Annotated in this window: 25 protein-coding genes; 23 read left to right on the top strand and 2 right to left on the bottom strand. The window is 58.5% G+C overall.

Features of this window, described 5'->3' with window-relative positions; all coding sequences use genetic code 11:
• Positions 1-329 precede the first annotated feature (329 nt).
• The 11 genes from polA to EKM86_RS04350 all read left to right on the top strand — a co-directional run bounded on the left by polA (position 330) and on the right by EKM86_RS04350 (position 12,268).
• Positions 330-2,966, top strand: coding sequence for a DNA polymerase I (gene polA / locus EKM86_RS04300; RefSeq protein WP_125755395.1), 2,637 nt, complete (start codon positions 330-332; stop codon positions 2,964-2,966).
• 22 nt (positions 2,967-2,988) lie between these two features.
• Positions 2,989-3,837, top strand: coding sequence for a bifunctional DNA-formamidopyrimidine glycosylase/DNA-(apurinic or apyrimidinic site) lyase (mutM, locus tag EKM86_RS04305; protein ID WP_125755397.1), 849 nt, complete (start codon positions 2,989-2,991; stop codon positions 3,835-3,837).
• On the top strand, positions 3,834-4,430 hold the full coding sequence (gene coaE / locus EKM86_RS04310; protein WP_125755399.1) for a dephospho-CoA kinase: 597 nt from the start codon (positions 3,834-3,836) through the stop codon (positions 4,428-4,430). The genes mutM and coaE overlap by 4 nt, the downstream gene beginning before the upstream one ends.
• 53 nt (positions 4,431-4,483) lie before the next feature.
• The gene (nrdR, locus tag EKM86_RS04315) at positions 4,484-4,954 is read left to right on the top strand and encodes a transcriptional regulator NrdR (protein ID WP_125755401.1); all 471 of its coding nucleotides are present in this window, start codon (positions 4,484-4,486) and stop codon (positions 4,952-4,954) included.
• 54 nt (positions 4,955-5,008) lie between these two features.
• Entirely contained in the window at positions 5,009-6,382 is a 1,374-nt protein-coding gene (locus EKM86_RS04320; RefSeq protein ID WP_125755403.1) for a replication initiation and membrane attachment family protein, read from the top strand.
• Positions 6,363-7,286 carry a primosomal protein DnaI gene (dnaI, locus tag EKM86_RS04325; RefSeq protein ID WP_125755405.1) on the top strand — a complete coding sequence of 308 codons (924 nt, stop codon included), beginning with the start codon at positions 6,363-6,365 and terminating at the stop codon, positions 7,284-7,286. The genes EKM86_RS04320 and dnaI overlap by 20 nt, the downstream gene beginning before the upstream one ends.
• 325 nt (positions 7,287-7,611) lie before the next feature.
• Positions 7,612-9,588, top strand: coding sequence for a threonine--tRNA ligase (gene thrS / locus EKM86_RS04330; RefSeq protein WP_125755407.1), 1,977 nt, complete (start codon positions 7,612-7,614; stop codon positions 9,586-9,588).
• Positions 9,589-9,824: 236 nt separating this feature from the next.
• Positions 9,825-10,355: a translation initiation factor IF-3 gene (gene infC / locus EKM86_RS04335; protein WP_164506166.1), complete on the top strand. Its 531-nt coding sequence runs from the start codon at positions 9,825-9,827 to the stop codon at positions 10,353-10,355.
• A gap of 37 nt (positions 10,356-10,392) precedes the next feature.
• Entirely contained in the window at positions 10,393-10,593 is a 201-nt protein-coding gene (rpmI, locus tag EKM86_RS04340) for a 50S ribosomal protein L35 (protein WP_054665996.1), read from the top strand.
• 67 nt (positions 10,594-10,660) lie between these two features.
• Positions 10,661-11,017 carry a 50S ribosomal protein L20 gene (rplT, locus tag EKM86_RS04345; RefSeq protein ID WP_125755409.1) on the top strand — a complete coding sequence of 119 codons (357 nt, stop codon included), beginning with the start codon at positions 10,661-10,663 and terminating at the stop codon, positions 11,015-11,017.
• Between the two features lie 147 nt (positions 11,018-11,164).
• The gene (locus tag EKM86_RS04350; protein ID WP_125755410.1) at positions 11,165-12,268 is read left to right on the top strand and encodes an alpha-hydroxy-acid oxidizing protein; all 1,104 of its coding nucleotides are present in this window, start codon (positions 11,165-11,167) and stop codon (positions 12,266-12,268) included.
• 85 nt (positions 12,269-12,353) lie between these two features.
• On the opposite strand, the gene EKM86_RS04355 is transcribed toward EKM86_RS04350, so the two are convergent.
• Complete coding sequence (locus tag EKM86_RS04355; RefSeq protein ID WP_125755411.1) at positions 12,354-13,295, bottom strand: NADP-dependent oxidoreductase; 942 nt, start codon at positions 13,293-13,295, stop codon at positions 12,354-12,356.
• Positions 13,292-13,921: an alpha/beta hydrolase gene (locus EKM86_RS04360; protein WP_125755412.1), complete on the bottom strand. Its 630-nt coding sequence runs from the start codon at positions 13,919-13,921 to the stop codon at positions 13,292-13,294. The genes EKM86_RS04355 and EKM86_RS04360 overlap by 4 nt, the downstream gene beginning before the upstream one ends.
• A gap of 210 nt (positions 13,922-14,131) precedes the next feature.
• Here EKM86_RS04360 and EKM86_RS04365 point away from each other — a divergent pair, with 210 nt between their 5' ends.
• The 12 genes from EKM86_RS04365 (at position 14,132) to EKM86_RS04420 (ending at position 24,226) form a co-directional block, all read left to right on the top strand.
• Positions 14,132-14,662: a YqeG family HAD IIIA-type phosphatase gene (locus EKM86_RS04365; RefSeq protein ID WP_191988012.1), complete on the top strand. Its 531-nt coding sequence runs from the start codon at positions 14,132-14,134 to the stop codon at positions 14,660-14,662.
• Complete coding sequence (gene yqeH / locus EKM86_RS04370) at positions 14,649-15,767, top strand: ribosome biogenesis GTPase YqeH (RefSeq protein WP_125755414.1); 1,119 nt, start codon at positions 14,649-14,651, stop codon at positions 15,765-15,767. The genes EKM86_RS04365 and yqeH overlap by 14 nt, the downstream gene beginning before the upstream one ends.
• Positions 15,768-15,777: 10 nt before the next feature.
• Positions 15,778-16,095: a ribosome assembly RNA-binding protein YhbY gene (yhbY, locus tag EKM86_RS04375; RefSeq protein ID WP_125755416.1), complete on the top strand. Its 318-nt coding sequence runs from the start codon at positions 15,778-15,780 to the stop codon at positions 16,093-16,095.
• Between the two features lie 4 nt (positions 16,096-16,099).
• A complete protein-coding gene (locus EKM86_RS04380; RefSeq protein WP_125755419.1) occupies positions 16,100-16,750 on the top strand; it encodes a nicotinate-nucleotide adenylyltransferase in 651 nt (216 codons plus the stop codon).
• On the top strand, positions 16,743-17,345 hold the full coding sequence (gene yqeK, locus EKM86_RS04385) for a bis(5'-nucleosyl)-tetraphosphatase (symmetrical) YqeK (protein ID WP_125755420.1): 603 nt from the start codon (positions 16,743-16,745) through the stop codon (positions 17,343-17,345). Before EKM86_RS04380 ends, yqeK begins: the two co-directional genes overlap by 8 nt.
• Positions 17,342-17,704, top strand: a complete 363-nt coding sequence (rsfS, locus tag EKM86_RS04390) for a ribosome silencing factor (protein ID WP_225419351.1) — start codon at positions 17,342-17,344, stop codon at positions 17,702-17,704. The genes yqeK and rsfS overlap by 4 nt, the downstream gene beginning before the upstream one ends.
• The gene (locus EKM86_RS04395; protein ID WP_125755425.1) at positions 17,701-18,438 is read left to right on the top strand and encodes a class I SAM-dependent DNA methyltransferase; all 738 of its coding nucleotides are present in this window, start codon (positions 17,701-17,703) and stop codon (positions 18,436-18,438) included. Before rsfS ends, EKM86_RS04395 begins: the two co-directional genes overlap by 4 nt.
• Positions 18,439-18,440: 2 nt before the next feature.
• Positions 18,441-19,598: a nucleotidyltransferase gene (locus EKM86_RS04400; protein ID WP_125755427.1), complete on the top strand. Its 1,158-nt coding sequence runs from the start codon at positions 18,441-18,443 to the stop codon at positions 19,596-19,598.
• On the top strand, positions 19,592-20,143 hold the full coding sequence (locus EKM86_RS04405) for a YceD family protein (RefSeq protein WP_125755429.1): 552 nt from the start codon (positions 19,592-19,594) through the stop codon (positions 20,141-20,143). Before EKM86_RS04400 ends, EKM86_RS04405 begins: the two co-directional genes overlap by 7 nt.
• Before the next feature lie 107 nt (positions 20,144-20,250).
• Positions 20,251-21,675 carry an NADP-dependent phosphogluconate dehydrogenase gene (gene gndA / locus EKM86_RS04410; RefSeq protein ID WP_125755431.1) on the top strand — a complete coding sequence of 475 codons (1,425 nt, stop codon included), beginning with the start codon at positions 20,251-20,253 and terminating at the stop codon, positions 21,673-21,675.
• A gap of 299 nt (positions 21,676-21,974) precedes the next feature.
• Positions 21,975-22,661, top strand: a complete 687-nt coding sequence (locus tag EKM86_RS04415) for a response regulator transcription factor (RefSeq protein ID WP_054664417.1) — start codon at positions 21,975-21,977, stop codon at positions 22,659-22,661.
• Complete coding sequence (locus EKM86_RS04420; protein WP_125755433.1) at positions 22,661-24,226, top strand: HAMP domain-containing sensor histidine kinase; 1,566 nt, start codon at positions 22,661-22,663, stop codon at positions 24,224-24,226. The genes EKM86_RS04415 and EKM86_RS04420 overlap by 1 nt, the downstream gene beginning before the upstream one ends.
• The last annotated feature ends 152 nt before the right edge of the window (positions 24,227-24,378 follow it).

The following is a 24,378-nucleotide window of genomic DNA, read 5'->3' on the forward strand; positions in this document are numbered from 1 at the left end:
GCGCACTTAGGCCGATGGCTAGCCTAGCCCAGTGGATTGCTCGCAAGGCGAGCGAGCCGCTGGGCGTAGCTAGACACTCGGCCGTTGCTAGTTCGTAGCCCGATTTAACTATGGTGCGCAGGCTTGGCGTACTTAGCCTGACGATTAGCCTAGTCTAAGGCATTGCCGCCGTATTTTGGCGGCGAGGCCTTGGACGTAGCTAAGCGTTCAGGCGTTGCCAAGCCGGAGCCCGATTGAGACCAAAGCCTTGCCCTCATGGTAAGGCCTTTTGTCTACCCAAAAATCTCTGAGCGGGTCTGCTATAATAAAGACCAGAACAGGAGGCAGCTATGGCACAAGAAAAATTACTGCTGATCGACGGCAGCTCGCTCGCGTTTCGGGCGTTTTACGCAATGTACACGCAGATGGACCGGTTTACCAATAAGGACGGGCTTCACACCAATGCGGTGATGACCTTTAACAACATGCTCGACAACGTGATGGCTGAGTTCAAGCCCCAGCACGTGCTGGTTGCGTTCGACAAAAGCGGCGGGACTTTTCGCACCAAGATGTTCGATGACTACAAGGGCCAGCGGCAAAAGGCCCCGTCAGAGTTCATCGAGCAGCTGCCATACATCAATGAGCTGCTGGAGGACCACGGCATTCGCCACTACGCCCTGCAGGACTACGAGGCCGATGACATCATCGGGACGCTGGCCCGCGAGGCCGAGGCCCGCGGCTGGCACGCCGACATTATCACCGGCGACCGCGATCTGACGCAGCTGGCGACCGACAATGTCACGGTTCAGGTGACGCGCAAGGGGGTCGGCGAGCTGGAACCGTTCACGCCCGCCCACATTGAGGACACCATGGGCCTGAAGCCAAAGCAGATCATCGACCTCAAGGGCCTGATGGGAGACACCTCAGACAACTATCCGGGCGTCACTAAGGTCGGCGAAAAAACCGCGCTCAAGCTGCTCCACCAGTTCGGCTCGATCGACAACCTGTACAAGAACATCGATGACCTGAAGCCGAGCAAAATGAAGGAGAACCTGATCAATGACCACGACCAAGCCATCATGAGCCAAACGCTGGCGACCATCGATCAAGATGCCCCCATCGAAATTGGCCTGGATGACCTTGCCTACAAGGGGCCGGACATCGAAAAGCTCCGCGACCTGTACACGCGCCTCGATATGCGCCAGGCGCTGAAGAAGCTGCCCGGGGATGCGACGCAGGAGCCAAAGAAAAACCTGCATTACGTCGTGCTGACCGACGCCAACTTGGACCAGCTGCCCAAGACCAACCTGCCGGTGGCGTTTGAAATTGAAATGCTTGACGACAACTACCATGTGTCGCCGCAAATCGGCTTTTTCATCGGCACCAAGGACGAAACCTATGTCTCAACCGACGTGACGCTGCTGACGCTCAAGCCGCTGGCAAGCTGGCTGGCGAGCCACGAGCTGGCAGTGTTTGACGCCAAGCGCAACCTGGTAGCGGCCAACCGGCTGGACCTTAAGCTGCCTAAAATCGGATTCGACGTCCTGCTGGCGTCTTATTTGCTGAACCCGGATCAAAACAGCAACGACTTCGGCCAAATCGCCGAGGATCACGATTACACGCTGCCGCTGGACGCAGATGTATACGGCAAAGGGGCTAAGCGCCAGGTGCCGGACGACGAGAAGCTGTTCACGCACTTTGCGGAAAAGGCTCAGGCCATTTTGACGCTGCGGCCGCACCTGCTGAAGGACCTCGACGATCAGGATCAGACTAAGTTGTTTGCCGACATGGAAATGCCGCTGGCCAAGGTACTGGCCCGCATGGAAATCGCTGGCATCGTGCTGGATCAGCCCAAGCTCACGGAAATGGGCGACCAGTGGACGAGCACCATGCATGTTCTCGAGGAAAAGATTTACGGCGAGGCCGGGCTCAAGTTCAACCTGAATTCGCCCAAGCAGCTGGGCGAAGTGTTGTTTGAAAAGCTCAACTTGCCGGTCATCAAAAAAACCAAGACGGGGTATTCGACCTCGGTCGATGTGCTGGAACAACTGAAATCCGCCAGCCCAATCGTCCAGGACATTCTGGACTACCGCACGGTGGCCAAGCTGCAGTCGACCTATGTGGCGGGCCTGCTTAAGGCCGTGCTGCCTGATGGCAAGATCCACACGCGCTACCTGCAGACGTTGACGGCGACGGGCCGCCTGTCTTCCGTTGACCCGAACATGCAAAACATTCCGGCCCGCGATGAAGGCAAGCAGGTGCGTCAGGCCTTCGTGCCGAGTCAGCCGGGCTGGCAGATTTTTTCATCCGACTACTCACAAATCGAACTGCGCGTGTTGGCGCACATTTCCGGCGATAAGAATATGCAGGAGGCCTTCAAGGAAGACCGCGACATTCATGCCAACACCGCGATGAAGATTTTTGACCTGGATTCGCCGGATCAGGTCACGCCGGACATGCGCCGGCAGGCCAAGGCCACCAACTTCGGGATCGTTTACGGCATCTCCGATTTTGGGCTGGCCAAAAACATTGGCATCACGCGCCCGCAAGCTAAGGCCTTCATCGACGGTTACTTCGCCCAGTACCCACAGGTCCACGATTACATGGACAAGATGGTTGCCACTGCCCGCGAAAAAGGCTACGTCGAAACGCTGTTCCACCGCCGCCGTTACCTGAACGACATCCACTCGCGCAACTTCAACCTGCGCCAGTTTGCCGAGCGCACCGCGATGAACACGCCGATTCAAGGCAGCGCGGCCGACATCATCAAGGTCGCGATGATCCGCATGCAGCAAATGCTTGATGAGCATCATCTGCAGTCGCGCATGCTGCTGCAGGTCCACGATGAACTGATTTTTGAGGGGCCCGCTGAGGAAATGGCGCAACTCGCCGCCCTGGTGCCCAAGGTGATGGATTCGGCAGTGGCGCTGGACGTGCCGCTGAAGGTGGAAAGCCACTACGGCAACACGTGGTTTGATGCCAAATAAAAGATGAGGAAGGCCCTGTTTTATGCCAGAACTACCGGAAGTAGAAAATGTGCGCCTTGGCCTGACGCGGCTGATCGTCGGCAAAACGGTCCAAAAAGTGACCACAGATTGGGAGAAGATCCTGATTGGCGGTGCCTTGCACTTCAACCAGGCGCTGAAGGGCGCAACCATCGAAAAAATCGATCGGCGGGGTAAATACCTGCTGATCCGCTTTGACAACGACGTGACCTTGGTGTCGCACCTGCGCATGGAAGGCAAGTACCAGCTGGCCCTGAGTCAGGATGATCCTGCCCCGCGGTTTTGGCACGTCGCGTTGACCTTCACGGACGGGTCGCAGCTGCGGTATTTGGACATGCGCAAGTTTGGCCGCATGCAGCTGGTCAAGACCGGCAGCGAGGAAACCGTGGTGCCAGGTCTAGCCAAAATGGGCCCGGAGCCGACACCGGAAACCTTTGACGCCGATGCTTTTTACCAGACGATCCACAAGCGCAAGGCGCCGATCAAGTCGGTGATTTTGGACCAAACTGTGGTGGCCGGGGTCGGCAATATCTACGCCGACGAAAGCCTGTGGCTCAGCCAGCTGCACCCGGCCCAGCCGGCTTCGACCATCACCAAAAAAGAAGCGCGGCTGCTGCATGATAGCATTATCGCCGAGCTGCAAAAAGCGATTCGGCTCGGCGGCACCAGCGTTCACTCGTTTGTGGACGCGAACGGCCAGCGCGGGGCGATGCAAGATCAGTTGCACGTGTACGACCGCGAAGGCACGCCGTGTGATCGGTGCGGCACGACGATTGTCAAAATCAAAGTGGGCCAGCGGGGGACGCATTTTTGCCCCCACTGTCAGAAACTGAGGAAGCGCAAGGTAAGATGACGTATGTTTTAGGATTGACCGGCGGCATTGCCACCGGCAAAAGTACCGTGGCCGGCGAGTTTCGCCGGCACGGGTGTCCGGTCGTGGATGCCGATGAGGTCGCGCGCGAAATTGTCGAGCCTGGCCGCCCGGCGCTGCGCAAAATCGAAGCGGCGTTTGGCCCCGGCGTGATCCGGTCTGACGGGTCGCTCGACCGCAAGGCACTGGGCGACATTGTGTTTAACGACGCCGCAAAGCTTGCCCAGCTGAATGCCATCGACCATCCGTACCTGCGAGCGGCCATTGAAGACGCGCTGGCCGCGGCCAAGGCGACTTCGGCCAAGGTGGTGGTAGGGGAGATCCCGCTGCTGTACGAAACGCATTACGAAGACAGTTTTGACGGGGTGGCCGTGGTGACGCTGCCGCCGAACATGCAGCTTGAGCGGCTGATGGCCCGCGACGGGCTGACGCAGGCGCAAGCTCAGGCGCGCATCCAGGCGCAGCTGCCGCTTAGCGAGAAGATTCAGCGTGCGGACTTTTTGATCGATAACTCGCAAGGGCCGGCAGTGCGCAAGCAGCAGGTCGAGGAGCTGTTGGCCCACTTGAGCCGGTGATTGTTAAATTGCCCCGTGGTATAATGTAGTATCAAAATGAAGAAGGTGTGCCTGTGCTCTGCCCACATTGTCATCATAATAGTTCGCGGGTCGTCGATTCTCGGCCCACAGACGGCGGCCGCGCCATTCGCCGGCGCCGGGAATGCGAGAACTGCGGCTTTCGCTTCACCACCTTTGAGCGGGTCGAGCAGACGCCGCTTTTGGTGATCAAGAAGAACGGCACGCGCGAGGAATTCAGCCGCGAGAAGATTCTCAAGGGCCTGATCCGCGCGGCCGAAAAGCGGCCGGTCACCATGGAACAGATGCAGAAGATTGTCGAAAATGTCGAAAACAAGCTGCGCGCGATTGGCGAAAACGAGGTTTCGAGCCAGCAGATTGGCGAGTTTGTGATGAAGCAGCTGGCCGAAGTTGACGACGTGGCGTACATTCGCTTTGCCTCAGTCTACCGGCAGTTCAAGGACATGTCTGTGTTCATGCAGGAGCTGCAGGACATGATGAAGCGCGAAAAGGATCAAGGCAAGTAAACCAACAGGCGTGGGGCAACCGACGCCACTTTTTTGAGTAAAGGAGGGATCAGCGTGACCAAACCCAGCAGCTACATGGCACAGGACGATTTCATCGTGGTTCAGGCAACTTACTTTAGTGACCTCGATCAAGACGTGGCTGTCCACCTTTACCAGCCGCTGATCGGCCCCGTCGCGCTCGCCCTTTACCTCAGCCTCTGGAACGATTCCCGGCGCCAGCCTGGCGCGGGCGATCGCCGCAAGCAAACGGCTTTGATGGACCTGCTCGGCGTCGATTTGGATACGCTGTACGCGGCGCGCGGGCGGCTGGAAGCGCTGGGCCTGATGAAGACCTACACCTCGACCGACGCCGGCGGCCGCTATTGGGCCTATGAGCTGTACCGGCCGGTTGCGGCGGATCGCTTTTTCCAGGACGACACGCTGAGTTTGCTGCTGTTTGACCGGGTCGGGGAAGTGCGGTTCACTCAGCTGGCCAATCGGTACACGATTCACACCGTTAGGGCTCAGACCTGGCGCGACGTGTCGGCCAACTTGCTGGACGTGTTCCAGCTGACGTCGGTGGCGCCAAATGCGGCGACTAAGGAGGCCAAGCGGCAGGTGGCGGAAAAGGCGCTGCCGGCGGTCTCCTTGAGCGACGGAGCCGGCTACGACTGGGAGCTGCTCGAAGCGCTCACCACCAAAAGCGGGCTACGAGGCGGCCAAATTGGGCAACACCGCGCCGCTTTGGCGCAGCTGGCCACCTTTTACGGGCTGACGCCGCCGGTGTTTGCGCGCTTCATACAGCAGGCGACCAACCGGGCGACCGGCGAGCTAAGCCTGCGCGCGTTGCGCCAAATCGTGGAGCAAGCCTACCAGAAGCAGGCGCCTCACCTGGCGCCAAAGGGCAGTGCCCAGCCCGCTCAAGCGGCACCGGCGGCCGCAGCAAGCCCGGCGCTTTCCACCAGCGAGCAGGCGCTGATCCAGCAAGCCAAAAGCACGCCGCCGCGCGAGTTTTTGGAGGCCGCTAAGCACCGCAAGAACGCGCAGCTGTTCGTCGCCTCCAATGAGCTGCAAGCGGTGCGCAAACTGGCTTCGCGGAATGTCTTTGACAACGCGACCATTAACATCTTGATCGATTACATTCTGCAGAATTACGACAGCGTCAATCAGGCACTGCTGGACGCGATCGCCAACCGCTGGCTGGCAGCCGGCGTCGACAGCCCCGAGCGGGCGCTGCAGGAAATCAAGGACTATCAGCAAAAGCAAAGTCAACCGCGCAAGCGCAAGACGCAGCCGGCGCGCCAAGAGGCCAAGCCAGACTGGTTGGATAAGCCGTATCAGGCCACTAGCGCTGCGGCAGATCCGGCGCAAACGGCCGCAATCGAAGCCAAACTGGCCAAGTTGCGAGCCATGAGAAAGGATGACAGCGATGAAACCCATGAAGGATGAACTAGCCAAGATCATGGACCAGCGGCAAATGACCGCGGAATACCGCAAGATGATGCAAGACGCTGTCGCCGACCCTGACGTGCAGGCTTTTTTGAAGGCTAATCAGCACCAGTTGGCCCCTGATGCGGTCAGCCGCAGTGCGGCCAAAATTTACGAGTTCGTCACGGCCCGCGACCGGCTGGCGGCCGGAGACCCGTTGATTGCGCCGGGCTACCAGCCGCAGTTAGTCGCCTCCAATGGGTTGATCGATATCACTTACACGGCCACGCCGGAGAAGGTGGCGCAGGACGCCCAAGCCGCGCAGGCGCGCCTGATCACCGCCTTGAACATGCCCAAGGCGATCAAGTCGGCAAGCCTTGAGACTTACGATCCCAGCGACCGCAGCGCGGCCCTATCCGCCGCGCTCGACTTCACCATGGGGATGGCCGAGGCGCCGGACCAATTTCACAAGGGTCTGTACCTGACCGGGCCGTTCGGCGTCGGCAAAACTTACCTGCTGGGCGCCATCGCGAACGACTTGGCCAAACAGGGCATCGCCTCGACCATGCTGCATTACCCGACCTTTGCGGTGGAAATGAAAGGCGCCATTGCGGACAACTCCGTGCTGGCCAAAACCGACCGCATCAAGAAGGCCAAGGTGCTGATGATCGACGATATCGGGGCCGAAGCCTGGAGCGCATGGGTCCGCGATGAGGTGCTCGGTGTGATTTTGCAGTACCGGATGCAGGAAGAACTCCCAACCTTGTTCACATCGAACAAAAATATGCAGGAGCTGACCGCGTTTCTGTCTGGCAGCGAAACCGGCAAGGCCGACGAACCGGTCAAGGCGCAGCGCATCATGGAGCGCGTGCGCTTCTTGGCCAAGGAAATCGCGGTCGGCGGGCCAGATCGCCGCAACGCCTGACAAGCAGGGCGCACACCAGTGCATCATTCGTGAACTTTTTACCGAGTAAGCCTTGCACCGCGCCAGGGGCTGTGGTTTAATCTAAGTATCAAAGACGGAAGCAAAAAGGAAGTCCCATCCAGAGAGCCTCGGCAGAGCTGAAAGCCGAGCATCGACGTCCGCACCACTTTCCGAGATTGGCCTTCGGGCCCCCGCAGCGCAGGTTACGCGCAACGAGTGGAAAGCAGTGCTTTCAAATCGGGTGGAACCGCGAGCAAAATCGTCCCGAGTGTCAATTGACACTCGAGGCGATTTTTTTGTTTTTCGTCACAAAAGGAGAATGGCTATGTCAATCAAGATCACGTTACCAGATAACAGCATCAAAGAATTCGACGCCGGAGTTTCGACGCTGGACGTTGCCAAGAGCATTGCCAACAGCCTAGCCAAAAAGGCCGTGGCCGGCAAGTACAACGATCAGCTGATTGGGCTGAACGATGCGCTGAAGGCTGATGGCAGCCTGGAAATCATCACCAAGGACTCCGCTGAAGGCCTGGATGTGCTGCGCCAGACTGGTGCGTTTGTGCTGGCTGCGGCCATCAAGGCGCTGCACCCAGAAGTGCGCTTGGGCGAAGGCGAGGCCGCAGATGACGGCTTCTACTACGATACCGATCGTGAAGACGGCCAGCTGACCGTCGACCAGCTGCCGGCCATCGACGCCAAGATGAAGGAAATCATCAAGGCCAATGCGCCGATTGAAAAAATCAGCATGAGCAAGGCTGACGCGAAAAAGGCCTTTGCCGACGAACCGTACAAGGTGCAGCTGATCGATGCCATCAAGGGCGATGAAGTCAACGGCTTCAAGCTCGGCGACTTCTGCGACTTTGAGGAAAGCGTGCTGCTGCCCAACCTGAAGGACCTCAAGCACTTCAAGCTGCTGTCGGTTGCCGGGGCCTACTGGCAGGGCAAGTCGTCCAACCCGATGCTGCAGCGGATCTACGCGACGGCCTACTACAAGGAAGCCGACCTGGAAGCAGACGGCAAGCGCCGTCAGGAAGCCAAGGAGCGCGACCACCGCGTGATTGGCCGCGACCTGGATCTGTTCTTTGTGGATCCTAAGGTCGGTGCCGGCCTGCCGTACTGGATGCCAAAAGGCGCCACGATTCGCCGCATCATCGAGCGCTACATCATCGACAAGGAAATCGCCGATGGCTACGAGCACGTCTACACCCCAGTGTTGATGAACGTGGATGCGTATAAGACCTCCGGCCACTGGGATCACTACCGCGATGACATGTTCCCACCGATGGACATGGGCGACGGCGAAATGCTGGAACTGCGGCCAATGAACTGCCCGAGCCACATCCAGATCTTCAAGCACCACATTCGCTCTTACCGTGAGCTGCCGCTGCGCATCGCCGAACTGGGCATGATGCACCGCTACGAAAAGTCCGGGGCATTGTCTGGCCTGCAGCGCGTGCGGGAAATGACCCTGAACGATGGCCACACTTTTGTCGCTTTGGATCAGGTCCAAGACGAGTTCAAGAAGATCCTGAAGCTGATCATGGCCGTTTATGAAGACTTCAACATCTCCGATTACACCTTCCGCCTGTCCTACCGCGATCCTAAGAACACCGAGAAGTATTTCGATGATAACGAAATGTGGACCCGCAGTCAGAGCATGCTGAAGGGCGCCATGGACGACCTGGGCCTTGACTACTACGAGGCTGAAGGCGAAGCCGCCTTCTACGGCCCGAAGCTCGACATCCAGACCAAGACGGCCCTGGGCAACGAGGAAACCATGTCGACCATTCAGCTGGACTTCATGCTGCCAGAGCGGTTTGACCTGAGCTACGTCGGCGCTGATGGTGAAAACCACCGCCCAGTCATGATCCACCGCGGCATTGTCGGCACGATGGAGCGTTTCATTGCGTACCTGACGGAAATCTACAAGGGCGCCTTCCCAACCTGGTTGGCCCCAACTCAGGTCGAACTGATCCCGGTTTCTTTGGATCAGCACCTCGAATACGCCAAGCTGCTGAAGGATAAGATGGTCAAGGCCGGCCTGCGCGTCGACCTGGACAGCCGCAACGAGCAGATGGGCTACAAGATTCGTGAAGCTCAGACCCAGAAGATTCCTTACACGGTCGTGGTCGGGGACAAGGAAGTTAACGCTGCCGCCGTGTCGGTTCGCCGCTATGGTGAGTCCGACGGCGAGGAGATGCCGGCCAACTTGTTCATTGAATCGGTCGAAGCCGAAATCAAGAACTACAGTCGCGACGGGAAGCACAAGCGCGGCGAAGGCCAGGCTAACCTGGACAAGTAACTGAAGCGTTTGGGGAAAAGGGGCGTGCCCCCTTTTTCTTTGCGCGTCTGGGCGTTTGGTGAAAAGCTTGACGCACCGGGTGCGGGCGTGTATGATTAGAAAGTTGAGAAAAAGCAGAAGTTCCCGCTTCTCACCCACGCCACTGGCCTCTAGGTAAATGATCGGTAGATAATCGACGGCGGGCACATTCTGTGTCTGTCGTTTTTTTGCTTTTCTCGAAATTAATTCGGAGGTGAATTGCCATAGCACGAGATATGATGGTCAACGATGGGATCCGCGCCCGCGAAGTCCGCTTGATCGACCAACATGGTGAACAACTTGGCGTCAAGAGCACAAGCGAGGCGATGGAACTTGCATCGACGGCAAACCTGGACTTAGTTCTGGTTTCGCCGACTGCCAAGCCGCCAGTTGCCCGCATCATGGATTTCGGCAAGTTCCGGTTCGAGCTGCAAAAGAAACAGCGCGAAGAACGCAAGAAGCAAAAAACCATCAGCATCAAAGAAATTCGGTTGAGCCCGACGATCGGCGAAGCTGATTTCAACACTCGTCTGAAGAACGCGCAGAAGTTCCTGGAAAAAGGGGACAAGGTCAAGGTTTCTGTGCGGTTCCGAGGGCGGGCGATCACCCATAAGGACTTGGGTCGAAAAGTCCTGGAACAAATGGCCGACGCGCTGAAAGACATCGCGAACGTGGAGGTTCGTCCCAAGATGGACGGCCGCTTCATGTTCCTGATGCTCACCCCAAAGCCAGATCAGAAGAACCAGTAATTGATTCTTCAACATACGTATTAGGAGGAAAATCGTCATGCCAAAATTCAAGACACACCGCGCTTCTGCTAAGCGCTTCAAGAAAACTGCTAGTGGCGCTTTGAAGCGGGGCCACGCGTACACCAGTCACCGGTTCCACGGTAAGACTAAGAAGCAGCGTCGTCAGCTGCGCAAGTCAGGTTTGGTATCCCACTCAGATATGAAGCGGATCCGCCAGATGATGAGTCAGATGAAGTAATTGTGCCTGCGGCCGCATGCGGTCCTTGCACTTATCGTTTTCGCTTGATTTTTGAGGAGGAATTAACATGGCACGTGTAAAAGGTGGAACAGTTACTCGTAAGCGTCGTAAAAAGATCCTGAAGCTCGCCAAGGGCTACCGTGGGTCAAAGCACCTGCTGTTCAAGGCAGCAAGTGCGCAGGTCATGGTTTCGTACCGGTACGCTTTCCGCGACCGCCGCGCAACCAAGCGCAACTATCGCTCCCTGTGGATTGCCCGGATCAACGCTGCGGCGCGGATCAACGACATTTCTTACAGCAAGCTGATGCACGGCTTGAAGGTTGCGAAGGTCGACATGAACCGCAAGATGCTTGCGGACATCGCCGTTTCCGATCCTGACGGCTTCGCTGCTTTGGCAGCAACCGCCAAGAAGGCTTTGGCATAACATCCATAATCAATCGGTTCGCACCCGGACCGATTTTTTTGTGCCAACGATTGAAAGCGTTTACTAATGGTGCTAGACTAAATAGCGAATGAACGATTGCGACAAATCAAATCGTGCAATTCATAATCTAATCCAGAGGTGAGCAACATGGCAGAGCCATTTGTGACAAGCAGTGCAGAACAACCCCTCGACGTGATCAACGTGTTTGACCTGGAGGAGGCGGCAAAAGAAGTGATCCCCCAGGGCGCGTATGGCTACATCTCAAGCGGAGCCCAGGATCTTTACACCATCCGGGAGAATATCAAGGCGTTCAACCACAAACTGGTGGCGCCGCGCGTGCTGCAGGACATTTCGTTTCCCGCCGACATGCACGTCGACTTTATGGGCCACCGCCTGACCAGTCCGCTGATCATGGCGCCGGTGGCCGCCCACAAGCTGGCCAACACCCAGGGGGAGGTCGCCACTGCCCGGGGCGTGGCCAAGCATGGCACCATTTTCACGATTTCATCGTTTGCCAGTGAGACCTACGAGGCGCAGGCCGCGGTGCGCGCCGGCCAGCCGCAGTGGTTCCAGCTTTACCAAAGCAAGGACGACAAGGCGACGAAGCAGATGCTCGATGTGGCCAAGCAAAATGGGGCCGAGGTGATTGTGTTGACCGCCGATGCCACCGTGGGCGGCTACCGCGAGGCGGACAAGCGCAACCACTTCACGTTCCCGGTTGGCCTGCCGATCGTGCCTTACGAAGACGGCCAGGACCGGACAATGGACGCCGTTTACAAATCGGCCAAGCAGGCCCTTTCGCCGCACGACATTGCCTTCATTAAGGATTACTCAGGGCTGCCTGTGTACGTTAAAGGGGTGCAAACCGCAGCGGATGCTGAAGTCGCGATTCGCGCCGGCGCCGACGGCATTTGGGTCTCTAACCACGGCGGCAGGCAGCTGGATGGCGGCGTCGCGTCGTTCGATGCGTTGCAGGTGGTGGCCAAGCAGGTGGCTCACCGGGTCCCAATCGTCTTTGACTCTGGGGTGCGCCGGGGTATGCATGTGTTCAAGGCGCTGGCGTCCGGCGCCGACTTGGTCGCCATCGGCCGGCCGGTGATTTACGGCCTGGCGCTTGGCGGCAGCCAAGGCGTTGAGGCGGTGTTCGAGGAGCTTGAAAACGAGCTGCTGATCGCGATGCAGCTGACTGGCACGCACGACATCGGCGAAATCAAACGCACGCAGCTGATCGACAACCGCTACGCCGATTGAGTCAAGTCATTTTTGCCATCAAAATAGGCCAGCAGATGTGCTGGCCATTAGGGACCCTTGCGACTGCGACGCCGCGAGGGTTTTGTTATTCTGCAGGGTTCTTCATGACGACGAGTTTGCCCGCCGGGTGGTGGCATTCAAGCAGCCGGTGGCCTTCCTGCACGCCGGCTAGGGTAAACGGCAGCTGCTTGGCAATGCGGACCGAAAGACCGCCGGCTTTGGCCAGGGCCGCAAGCTGTGGAAAGACCGTTTCGGGTTTTTCCTGCGAGCCATCGCCGAGCTGAACCAGGTCGAGGCACTTGCCGCCGGTTTCCGGCTTGGCGTAAGCGGTGGTCAGCAGGGTGCCGCCCGGGCGGGTGATCAATGCGCCTGCGCCTCGGTCGAAGCCGCCACTGATCGCATTGACGGTCGCGTCGGCCTGGTTGGCAAACCGTTTCGCCACGTCTTCCTCATCATACGCGCCAATGTCGTCTGTCCCTAGCTGTCTGAGGTACTCGGCATTGCGCGCGCTAGCAGTGGCGATTACATGCAGGTGCTGCGCCTTGGCCAGCTGCACCACCATGGCGCCCACACCGCCGCTGGCACCCTCGACAGCCAGCGTTTGGCCGGGAGCCAAGGCGAGCGTTTGCAGAACGGTCGCCGCGGCGATGCCGACTTGCGGCAGGCCCGCCGCCTCGGCGAGACTGAGGCCGGCCGGCTTCTTCATGACCTTACCGACGCTGGCGACCACAAATTCGCTGTAGCCGCCGATGGGCCGGTAATTGATCACGACATCGTTGACGGTCAAGTCAGCCACGCCGGCGCCGACCGCGCTCACGCGGCCCACCACGTCGGTGCCGGGAACAATCGGCCACTTCAGCTTGCGATAGGCGGCTTGTTCGCCGCGGCGCAGGGAGGCGTCGTACGGATTGAGGCCAAAGCCTAGAACCTGGATCTGCACCTGGCCAGGTTTCGGCTGTGGCACAGGGGCCTGGATGGCGGTAAAAACCGCCGGATCGCCGTAATGATCAAAACCAAACCGAATCAAAGCGATTCCTCCTTGAGTCGCCCGGACTGTGCCAGCCAGTGCTTGGCGGCTTGCAGTTCGGAAAAGTTGAGATTGTGCTGCTCGTCATGGGTGAAAGTGGTCAGTCCACCGCCTGCCGTTTGGATCTGCGCCTGAAGCGTCGCAAATTCTGCCTGGGAGACAATGGGGTCATGAGTGCCATACGACGCCCAGACCAGGGTGTGGGGCCGAAGCTTCGGCTGGTCCAGCGGGCCGAGCGGTTTGCCATGAAACAGCAAGGCAGTGCGATACGGCAGCGGCTGAGTCATCATGGCCCGGATGGCGAGGTTGCCGCCATTGGAGTAACCGGCGACAATCATCCGCGAAGCAAAGAGCTGGTACTTGCGGGTTAAAGCCGCCGCCGTGTTCAGCAGCCAGGTTGTTTCAGTGTCCAGGTTGGCGAAGTCGATTGTGCCATCCGGCAGGTGCCGGAAGTAGCGGGTTTCGCCTTGCTCAATCTCACGGCCGCGAATGGCCAGCCGCGGGGCGTCTGGCGCGATGAACTGGCCAATCGGCAGCAGGTCGCGCTCCGTGCCGCCGTTGCCGTGCAGCAAGAGCAGCGGCGCCAACGTGCGGTCCCCGTCGATAAATTGATAATGCAGTGTCATGTTCTCCTCCAGATCTGGGTTCAGCAGGCAAATTGCGGCTGCTTCAAAGCTAGCCTACGACTTTGCCGGGACAAAAGCGACGAATTAGCCTTGACTTTGCGCGTCAAAGCGTGAATAATTCTTGGGGCTTCGGTCAAGTTTGCGCGCTTGCGGTACCGGCTCTTTCTGCGTGTTATAATGAAAAGAACTAGATTACAGAGGAGGCCGCTTGTGGCAGTGTTCGAACCGACTTGGCTGGTGAAGGCCATCTATAATTTAACGCCGGCGCAACTGAAACGGCAAGGCATCTCGGCGGTGCTGACTGATCTTGACAATACGCTGATCGCCTGGAATAACCCGGACGGTACCAAGCAGCTGCATGATTGGCTGCAGGAAATGAAGCAGGCTGGGATCACCGTGATGGTGGTGTCCAACAATAACCGGGCGCGAATCGGCCGCGCACTGGCCAAGCTGGATCTACCTTTTGTGGCCAGAGCCATGAAGCCGCTGCCGCTGGGCATCAACCGCGCGGTGCGCCAGTTGGGGCTCGAAAAGCGCGCCGTAGTCATGGTGGGCGACCAGCTCATGACCGACATGGCAGCGGGTAACGCCGCCAAAGTGAGGACGGTGCTGGTGCAGCCGCTGGTGGAAACCGACGCCTGGAACACGCGGATCAACCGCTTTTTCGAAGGCTTCGTCCTGCATCGCATGAAGAAAAATAATCAGCTTAATTTTACGGAGGAATTGAATGACAAACACTGATGAGCCGCTGTATTGTATCGGCTGCGGGGCCCGCTTGCAAAGCACGGACCCCAAAGCGGCAGGCTTTCTGCCGGCAAGCTCACTTGACAAGGCCCGCGCAGGCGAAGAAGTTTACTGCCAGCGCTGTTTTCGGCTGCGTCACTACAATGAAGTCGCGCCGGTTGAACTGACCGACGACGATTTTTTGCGCCTGCTGAACGCCTTGGGTGAAAGCGACGCGCTGATTGTTAACGTGGTGGATATTTTTGACTTTAACGGCAGCGTGATCCCGGGGCTGCACCGCTTCGTCGGCGACAATCCGGTGATCCTGGTTGGCAACAAGGCGGACGTGCTGCCCAAGTCGATCAACCCGCGGAAGGTGACGAACTGGCTGACTCAGGCGGCCCACGCCCAGGGGCTGCGGCCGGTGGCGACGGTGCTGACCTCGGCCAAAAAGGGCCACAACTTGGACGCACTGCTGGATTTGATCGAGCAGTACCGCGCGCACCGCGACGTGTACGTGGTCGGGGTGACCAACACCGGGAAGTCCACGCTGATCAATCGCATCATTAAAGATGAAAACGGCATGGCCGACCTGATCACCACCTCGCGCTTTCCCGGGACCACGCTGGACCGGATTCAGATTCCGCTGGACGACGGCCACTTTTTGATCGACACGCCAGGGATTATTCACCGCCGGCAGATGGCGCACTTCCTGAACCCCAAAGACCTGAAGCTGGTGTCACCAAGCAAGCCGATCCGGCCAACCGTCTACCAGCTGAACCCTGGCCAAACCGTCTTTTTCGCCGGGCTGGCTAGGTTTGATTACCTGCGCGGCCCGAAAGCCGGCTTCACGATTTACGCCGACAACCAGCTGCTGCTGCACCGCACTAAACTGGAAAACGCGGATGCCTTTTACGACAAGCACCGCGGCGACTTACTGAGTCCACCGCGTGCGGAAGATTTGGCTGATTTTCCCAAGCTGGTGCGCTTTGAGTTCACCCCCAAGGAGGAGTCGGACCTGGTGATCGCCGGGCTCGGCTGGGTCGTGGTGCCGGCAGGCGTCACGGTCGCCGGCTGGGCGCCAGACGGGGTCGATGTGTTGTTGCGGAAAGCTTTAATTTAGGAGAGTGCACATGCTTACTGGAAAACAGAAACGCTTTTTACGCGCCCGGGCCAACCGGCTGCGGCCCATCGCCACGCTGGGCAAAAACGGGCTGTCCGACCAATTCGTCGACAGCGTCGCTAAGGCCTTGGAGGCGCGCGAGCTGGTCAAGGTCTCGCTGCTGCCTACCGCCGAGGAGACGCCCGAGGAAGTCGGGGCTTTTCTGAGTCGGACGATCAGCGGCGCCCAGGTCGCACAGACCATGGGCCGCACCGTCCTGCTTTACCGGCGGGCGACGCAAGAGGCGCACCGCAAGCTGTCGGTCGAAGTGGCCAAACTGGGGAAGTAAGCGCATGGGGATCACAAGCAAGACAACGACTTTGACGCAGCCGGTGATCACCGAGGAAGTGTCCGAGCAGATTCTCGGCCCGCGCCGCAAGCAGATCGGGATCCTTGGCGGCACGTTCAACCCGGTTCACATCGGCCATTTGATCATGGCCGAGGCGGTCGGCACGACCCTCGGCCTGCAAAAAGTCCTTTTCATGCCAGATAACCAGCCGCCGCATGTCGACCACAAGGACGCCATTGACGTCGGCCAGCGAGTGACCATGCTGCAGGCGGCGATCCACGACAACCCACTGTTTGACCTGGAGCTCTCGGAGGTCAAGCGCGGCGGCGTCAGCTACACCATTGACACCATGCGTGCGCTGAAAAAAGCCCATCCCGACACCGATTACTATTTCATCATCGGAGCGGACATGGTGGCGTACCTGCCGAAGTGGCGGGACGTCGACCAGCTGGTCAAGCTGGTGCATTTTGTCGGCGTTAAGCGGCGCGGCTTCACCCCGGCATCGCCGTATCCCATTACATGGGTCGACGCGCCGCTGATCGACGTGTCGTCCAGTGAGATCCGCACGCGGGTGCAAACCGGCCAGAGTATTCGCTACCTGGTTCCGGATTGCGTCCGCGCTTACATTGAGAAAGAGGGCTTGTACCGTGAGTGACTATGAATACCCGGCCAGCTTAACGCATGACCTGAACCGCGCCGAGCTGCTGAACCACCTGCAGAATCGGCTCGACGACGCCCGCTTTCAGCACTGCCTGCGCGTCGAGGAAACGGCGCGGACGCTGGCCAAGCGCTTTGGCGCTGACGTGGATCGGGCCGGTTTGGCCGGGTTGTTTCATGACTACGCTAAGCAGATCCCCGTCGCCGACTACAAGCGCGTGATCATGGAGGACGGGTTTGACCCGGACCTGCTGAATTACGGCCGCGGCGTGTGGCACGGACTGGTTGGCACCTGGTTCATTCAAACCGAGGTCGGCTTGACCGACAAGCTGGTGCTTCAGGCCATTGAGCGGCACACCACCGGCGACCCGGAGATGACGCTGTTGGACCAGATCATCTTTGTCGCCGACTTTATTGAGCCGGCCCGGACGCTGGACGCCGAGGTGGCCGCGCGCAAGGCGGCGCAAACCGACATGCGTCAGGCCAGCTACATTGAGCTGAAAAACACCCTGCAGTACCTGATTGCAGAAGACAAGATCGTTTATCCGAAAACATTACTGACTTACAACGCATTCATTCCTAAGGAGGGATAGTTCTGGACTCGAAAGCATTGCTAGAAACCGCCGTTCGTGCGGCTGATGATAAGCGCGCCGAGGATATCGTGGCGCTGGACATGACCGAAGTTTCACTCTTGGCCGACTATTTTCTGATTGCTAGCGGCGGCACCACGCGCCAGGTGCAGGCAATCGTCGACGCCGTTGAGGAAAAGGTCAAGGCCGCTGGCGGCCCGGAGCCGCGCATCGAAGGCAACAAGGATTCCAAGTGGATCCTGATGGACTTCGGCGACGTGGTCGTGGACATCTTCACGCCGGAAGAGCGCGCCTTTTACAACCTGGAAAAGTTGTGGAACGAGGCGCCAATCGTTGATTTGAAGGATTGGGTCAAGGCATGATTTATTCGACCTTTGCCGAAGTCTACGACACTCTGATGGATGACTCGCTGTATTTGCAGTGGCGCGATTACGTGCTGAAGCACGTGCAGCCGCAGGGCCAGCTGCTCCTGGAGCTGGCCGGCGGGTCAGGGAGCTTGGCGCTGCTACTCAAGCAGGCTGGCTTTGACGTGGCCGTGTTTGATTTGTCCAGTGAAATGCTGGCTTTGGCAGAGGCCAAGGCCGAGGCTGCCAAGGTCGCGCTGCCGCTGATTCAAGGTGACATGCAGGACCTGTCGGCGCTGCCCCAGTGCGACATCGTAACCTGCTTTGATGATTCGATCTGCTACATGAAGGACCTGGCCAGTGTGCAGACGGTTTTCACCCAGGTGGCCGAAAGGCTTTCGGTCGGCGGCGACTTTTTCTTCGACGCGCACTCGCTTTACCAAATGGATGAGGTGTTCCCGGGGTACATGTACAATTATCAAACCGAGGATTACGCGTTCATGTGGCACAGCTACGAAGGCGACGAGCCGCATTCGGTCGAGCACGACCTGACCTTTTTTGTCTACGATGAAAAACTCGACGCCTACCACCCGATGATCGAAACCCACAAGGAGCGCACCTATCCGCTGGCGGACTTCAAGCAGGCGCTGGCCACTGCAGGCTTTGATCACATTGAGGTCACGGCCGACTTTGGCAGGCAGGCGGTGGGTCCGCAAAGCACGCGCTGGTTCTTTCACGCAAAGAAGGGGTAGTTATGCAAGCCGTTGGCATGATCGCCGAATTTAATCCGCTGCACAATGGCCATGTGTTTGCGCTGCAGCAAGCGCGCCGGCTGAGCGGGGCAGAGGTGGTGGTGGCGCTTTTGGCCGGCAACTTTGTTCAGCGCGGCGAGCCGGCTGTCGTCGACAAGTGGACCCGCGCCAAGGCGGCGCTGGCCTGCGGCGCCGACCTAGTCGTTGAGCTGCCCACCACCGACGCCGTGCAGGCGGCCGATGGGTTTGCACAAGGCGCTTTGGCGCTGCTATCGGTGCTGCAGGTGCAATCGCTGGCGTTTGGCACCGAGGCGCCGGCGCTGGATTACGCGGCACTGGCTGCGCGCGTGGCGGCAGCCCCGCCGCAGGGCAGCCTATTTCAGGACCACACGCAGACCTACGCGACGCAGCTGAATCAGTATTACCAGCAAACTGCCGGGGTGTCGCTGGACGCGCCGAATTTGCTGCTGGGGCTCAGCTACGCGCAGGCCAACCGAAAGCTTGACACGCCGCTGCGCCTGCTGCCGTTTGCAAGGCACGGGGCGGCGCACGATGAGGCTGAGATCTCGGCTGACGGTGCCAGTGCCAGTGCACTCAGGGCGGCTTTGGCTCAAGGTGAATCGGTTGCTGACCTGGTGCCGGCGGCGATGCAAACAGGACTAGATGCTTCCCGTCACCAAAGCTGGGATGACCTGTTTCCGCTGCTGCGCTACCGGCTGCAAACCGCCGACCTAGCTGCCCTGCGCGACATCTACACGATGTCTGAAGGGCTGGAGTTTCGGCTGACCGAGCAGCTGGCAGGCGCACAGGATTTTGCCGGGTTCCTGCACCAAATCAAGTCCAAGCGTTACACCTACGCACGGATGCGGCGGTTGTGCCTGTACGTGGTGCTGAACTTGACTACTGAGGTGATGGCCGATGCGCAGCAGCACCGCTTTCTGCACGTGCTCGGCTTCACCGCAGCCGGCCGGCAGTACCTACATCAGATCAAAAAAACCGTTGAACTGCCGCTGATCACCAAGGTGTCTGCGGCAATGCTGGCCCCGGGCGGGCTCATGCAGTGGCAGCACCGCTGCGATCAGCTGATCGAGACCTTGACCGGCACCGCTCAGAATTACGGCCGCGTGCCGGTGATGCGAAAGGAGAATGACGCATGCTAAAATGGACACTCAGTGAGCTGGCCAAATATCGTAAAACGCCGCTGCATTTTCAGGAGACATTGGACTTGAAGCAGCACCTGGTCACGCGCGATCCCGAGATCCAAGACGTGACGCCAATCGTTGTCGACGGGTACATCAGCTTCGACGACGGGGATTTACTGGCGTCGGTGACGCTGCAGGGGTCAATGGTGATCCCGTCCACGCGCAGCCTGAAGCCGGTTGACTGGCCGCTTAATTTTACGTTTAGTGAGATCTACGTCACCGACCCGGCGCACGAGGAGAAGTACGAGGAAGATCAGCTGGTGCTGGATTTGGACGGCGACACGCTCGATATTCAGGCGGCCATCGAGGATCACATTTTGCTGTCGATTCCGATGCAGGTGCTGACCCCAGAAGAGGCCCAGGCCGGGGAAATGCCTGAGGGCGAAGACTGGACCGTGATGGGCGAGGACGATTACGCCCAAACCAAGGAAGCGGACGAGCAGCCGAATCCCGCCTTTGAAAAATTGAAAGGCTTGTTCCCGGATGACGAGGACAAGCATTAACCGCTGGTCCGGCTTTAATTGCCGGGCCTTTTTTGCTAGTATTAACCTGTATTGATTTGCGATATAAATAAGCGGCGGGGCGACTCGTTCGTTTGGGAGGTAAAAACATGGAAACACCAACAATTGGCGTCATCGGCATGGCCGTGATGGGCAAGAACCTGGCCCTGAACATCGAAAGTCGCGGCTACACGGTCGCCATTTACAACCGGACTGGGTCGAAAACGAAGAAAGTCGTTGAGGACCACCCGGAGAAGAAACTGGTGCCCAGCTACACCGTGGAAGACTTTGTGAATTCCCTGGAAAAGCCGCGCCGGATCATCATGATGGTCAAGGCCGGCGCCGGGACTGACGCCGTGATCGCCGAGCTGCTGCCGCTGCTGGACAAAGGCGACGTGCTGATCGATGGGGGCAACACCTTCTTCGAAGATACCATGCGCCGCAGTGCTGAACTCGACAAGTCCGGGATCAACTTCATCGGCATGGGGGTTTCCGGCGGTGAGCTGGGCGCCTTGCGCGGCCCAAGTTTGATGCCAGGTGGCCAAAAAGAGGCTTACGACCTGGTTGCACCGATTCTTGAGCAGATTGCGGCCAAGGCTGACGAAGACGGCAAGCCTTGCGTGACCTACATTGGGCCAAACGGCGCTGGCCACTACGTCAAGATGGTTCACAACGGTATCGAGTACGGTGACATGGAACTGATCGCCGAATCCTACAACGTGATGCGCAATATGCTGGGGATGACCGTTGATGAGATCGCCGGTGTCTTCAAAAAGTGGAGCGAAGGCGAGCTCTCGTCTTACCTGATCGACATCACCGCGGATATTCTGACTCGCAAGGATGATTTAGGCTCCGGCAAGCCGATGGTCGACGTGATCCTCGACGCTGCCGGCAACAAGGGGACGGGTAAGTGGTCCTCTCAAAGCGCCGCAGAGCTGGGCGTGCCGCAAAGTGTCATCACCGAGTCTCTCTATGCCCGTTACATCAGTGCGATGAAGGACGAGCGGGTCGCGGCCAGCAAGGTCCTGCCAAAGCCGGTCGGCAACGTGAAGTTCGAAAACCGTGAGGAGACCATCGAGCTGATCCGCAAGGCGCTGTACTTCTCCAAGCTGATGAGCTATGCGCAGGGCTTCGAGCAGATGCGCGTAGCCTCCGAGCACTACAACTGGAATCTGCAGTACGGCGAACTGGCACAGATCTGGCGCGCCGGCTGCATCATCCGCGCGAAGTTCCTGCAAAACATCACCGATGCCTTCACCAAGCAGCCTGACCTGAAAAACCTGCTTTTGGATGACTACTTCAAAGACATCGCCAAGAACTATCAGGAATCTGTCCGCGACTTGGTCGGCTTTGCCACTAAGGCCGGCGTGCCGGTACCTGGGTTCATGGCTGCGATTTCTTACTACGATTCCTATCGCAGTGAGGTCCTGCCAGCCAACATCATTCAGGCGCAGCGCGATTACTTCGGCGCGCACACCTACCAGCGGACCGACCGCGAGGGCATCTTCCATTACTCGTGGTATACAGAACAATAAGTTTCGCCTAACCCTGTTGATCGTCAACAGGGTTTTCTTGTGGCTTGCTTTTTGGAATAGACCAAAGCTGGTTTAGATATTTATAATTTAATATTGTCAGACGTGGTATAGCCCAATGAGAACGCTCACGGCATTCACCGGGTTCCGGCTTATCTTAATGTTAAAACCTTATGTGATAGTTTTTCATGTGCCGATATGCTACAATCACAGCATAGAAAATGAAATGAGAAAATTGGCGATGTTGGTCAAGCCAGATGAGAATCTGCTTGGTCAGCGCGGATCGATTAAGGAGCAGAATAATGAGCCGGATTTTAATTATTGAAGATGAGAAAAACCTCGCGCGCTTTGTTGAGCTGGAACTGAAGCACGAAGGGTACGAAACCGCCGTGCACTTCAACGGGCGCACCGGCCTGGAAGCCGCCCTCAACGAAGACTGGGACGCAATCCTACTGGACTTGATGTTGCCTGAACTGAATGGTTTGGAAGTCTGCCGGCGCGTGCGCCAGGTCAAGAACACCCCGATCATCATGATGACCGCCCGCGACTCCGTGATCGACCGCGTTTCCGGCCTTGACCACGGCGCCGATGACTACATCGTCAAGCCATTTGCCATCGAGGAACTGCTGGCCCGCCTTCGCGCGCTGCTGCGCCGGATCTCCATTGAAGGCGAGCACAACGCGGCCAAGCAGACGACCATCACGTACCGGGATTTGACGATCGAAAAGGAAAATCGGGTCGTGCGCCGCGGCGATGACATCATCGAGCTGACCAAGCGCGAATACGAGCTGCTACTGACGTTAATGGAGAACATTAACGTGGTGCTGGCGCGAGACGTGCTGCTTTCTAAGGTCTGGGGATACAACTCAGACGTTGAGACCAACGTGGTCGACGTGTATGTCCGTTACATTCGCAACAAGATCGATCGGCCAGGCGAGCCGAGCTACATCCAGACGGTTCGGGGCACCGGCTACGTGATGCGGTCGTAATGTCTGAACCTGAGTCAACAAAAACAAAACGGCGGCTGCCCCTTGGATTCAAGTGGACAGCCGTTGTTGCAGCCGGCATTTTCTCCACCTTCATTGTGCTGTCCCTGATCCTGGTCGCCTTGATGCGTCAGGTGTTGATCAGCCAGGAACAAGGTGAGGTGAAAGAGACCCTGAGTGCCGTCGAACAGCGACTGGCCCCAGCCGCAAAGAATTTGACGACCACCACGGTCCTGCCGCGCATTGAAGCTGATAACCAGATCACCCCGCCGGCCGGTGGCGACAGCGGTGATCCGCAGACCAGTGTCTACAACGACTCGGTTGTGCAGAAAATCGCGCGCGACGATATGTCGCTGGCAGTTTACGATCGCGACGGCCACAAGCTGTACACGTCTCGCGACAGCGATGAGCCGCTTTCTCGTGTGTCGAGCAGCGTGGTTAAGATGGCCAGCAATGGGCGCTTTAAGGGGATGATTGCCCGCGCGCCGATCACCTCCAGCCAAAACGGCAAGCTGATTGGCTACGTGCAGATCACCGACCACATGACGGCGTTTTATGCCACCATGCAGCGCATTTGGGAGCTGGTGGCAGCTCTGGCTGCGGCCGCGCTTCTGGTGTCCATGGCGCTGGGCTTTTTCCTCGCGTCCCGCTTTCTCAAACCGATTCGCTCGATCACCAAAACCATCGACCAAATTAACGAGGAGCCGCAAAGCAGTGCCCGCATTCCGTCGCTGCACCGCAATGACGAGCTGTCCGATCTGGTGGACGAGTTCAATGACATGCTGGACCGCATTCAGCGCTTCATCGACCAGCAAGGCGAGTTCACCCAGGACGTCTCACACGAGCTGCGCACGCCAGTTGCCGTGCTTGAGGGGCACTTGCAGCTGCTGAACCGCTGGGGGAAGGATGATCCTGAGGTCCTGAACGAGTCGCTAGCAGCCAGCCTGCAGGAAGTGCAGCGCATGAAGAGCCTGATTCAGGAAATGCTGGAGCTGACCCGCGCCGATTCCGTCGATGTGCAGTTCCCGAACGCGACGGCGGACATCAGTGAGGTGATCGCCCAGGTGGTCAACGACATGCGCATGATCCATCCCGATTTTGCCATCACGCTGGACAACGACCTGGAAGGGCCAGTTTACGTGCGCATGTATCGCAACCACCTGGAGCAGATCCTGATCATCTTGCTGGACAATGGGGTCAAGTACTCCACCAAGCGCAAGGAACTCCATGTCTCCGCGGCGCTGGACTCGGATGGCGTCGCCTTGGCGGTCCAAGACTTCGGCGAGGGCATTGCCCCGAAAGACCGCGAGCGCGTTTTCAACCGCTTCTACCGGGTCGACAAGGCGCGCAGTCGCGAAAAAGGCGGCAACGGCTTAGGACTATCGATTGCGCAGCAGCTGATTGAAAACTATCACGGGACCATTTCCGTGGATTCGGCGCTGGGTTCTGGCTCGGTGTTTCGCATTCAGCTCCCGACCATCACGGCGGAAGAGGCGAAGCGGCTGCAGGCGCAAGAGGCCGCGCGGACCCCTGACGCTGGCAGCACAGACATGCATAGTCAACTTTAAGTGCGATTGCGGTTTCAATCTGTCGTCATGACTCGGTCATGGCGGCTTTTGGTGCGCCCGGCATGGGCGCCAACTTGGTGAAAGTCCACTGCGGGCCGTAGTAGTCGGAACCGCTAGCCAAGGGCAAGGGTGTCCATCGCGAGGTGGAATCT

It is taken from the genome of Lacticaseibacillus hegangensis, from assembly GCF_003946465.1.
Classification (GTDB): Bacteria; Bacillota; Bacilli; order Lactobacillales; family Lactobacillaceae; genus Lacticaseibacillus; species Lacticaseibacillus hegangensis.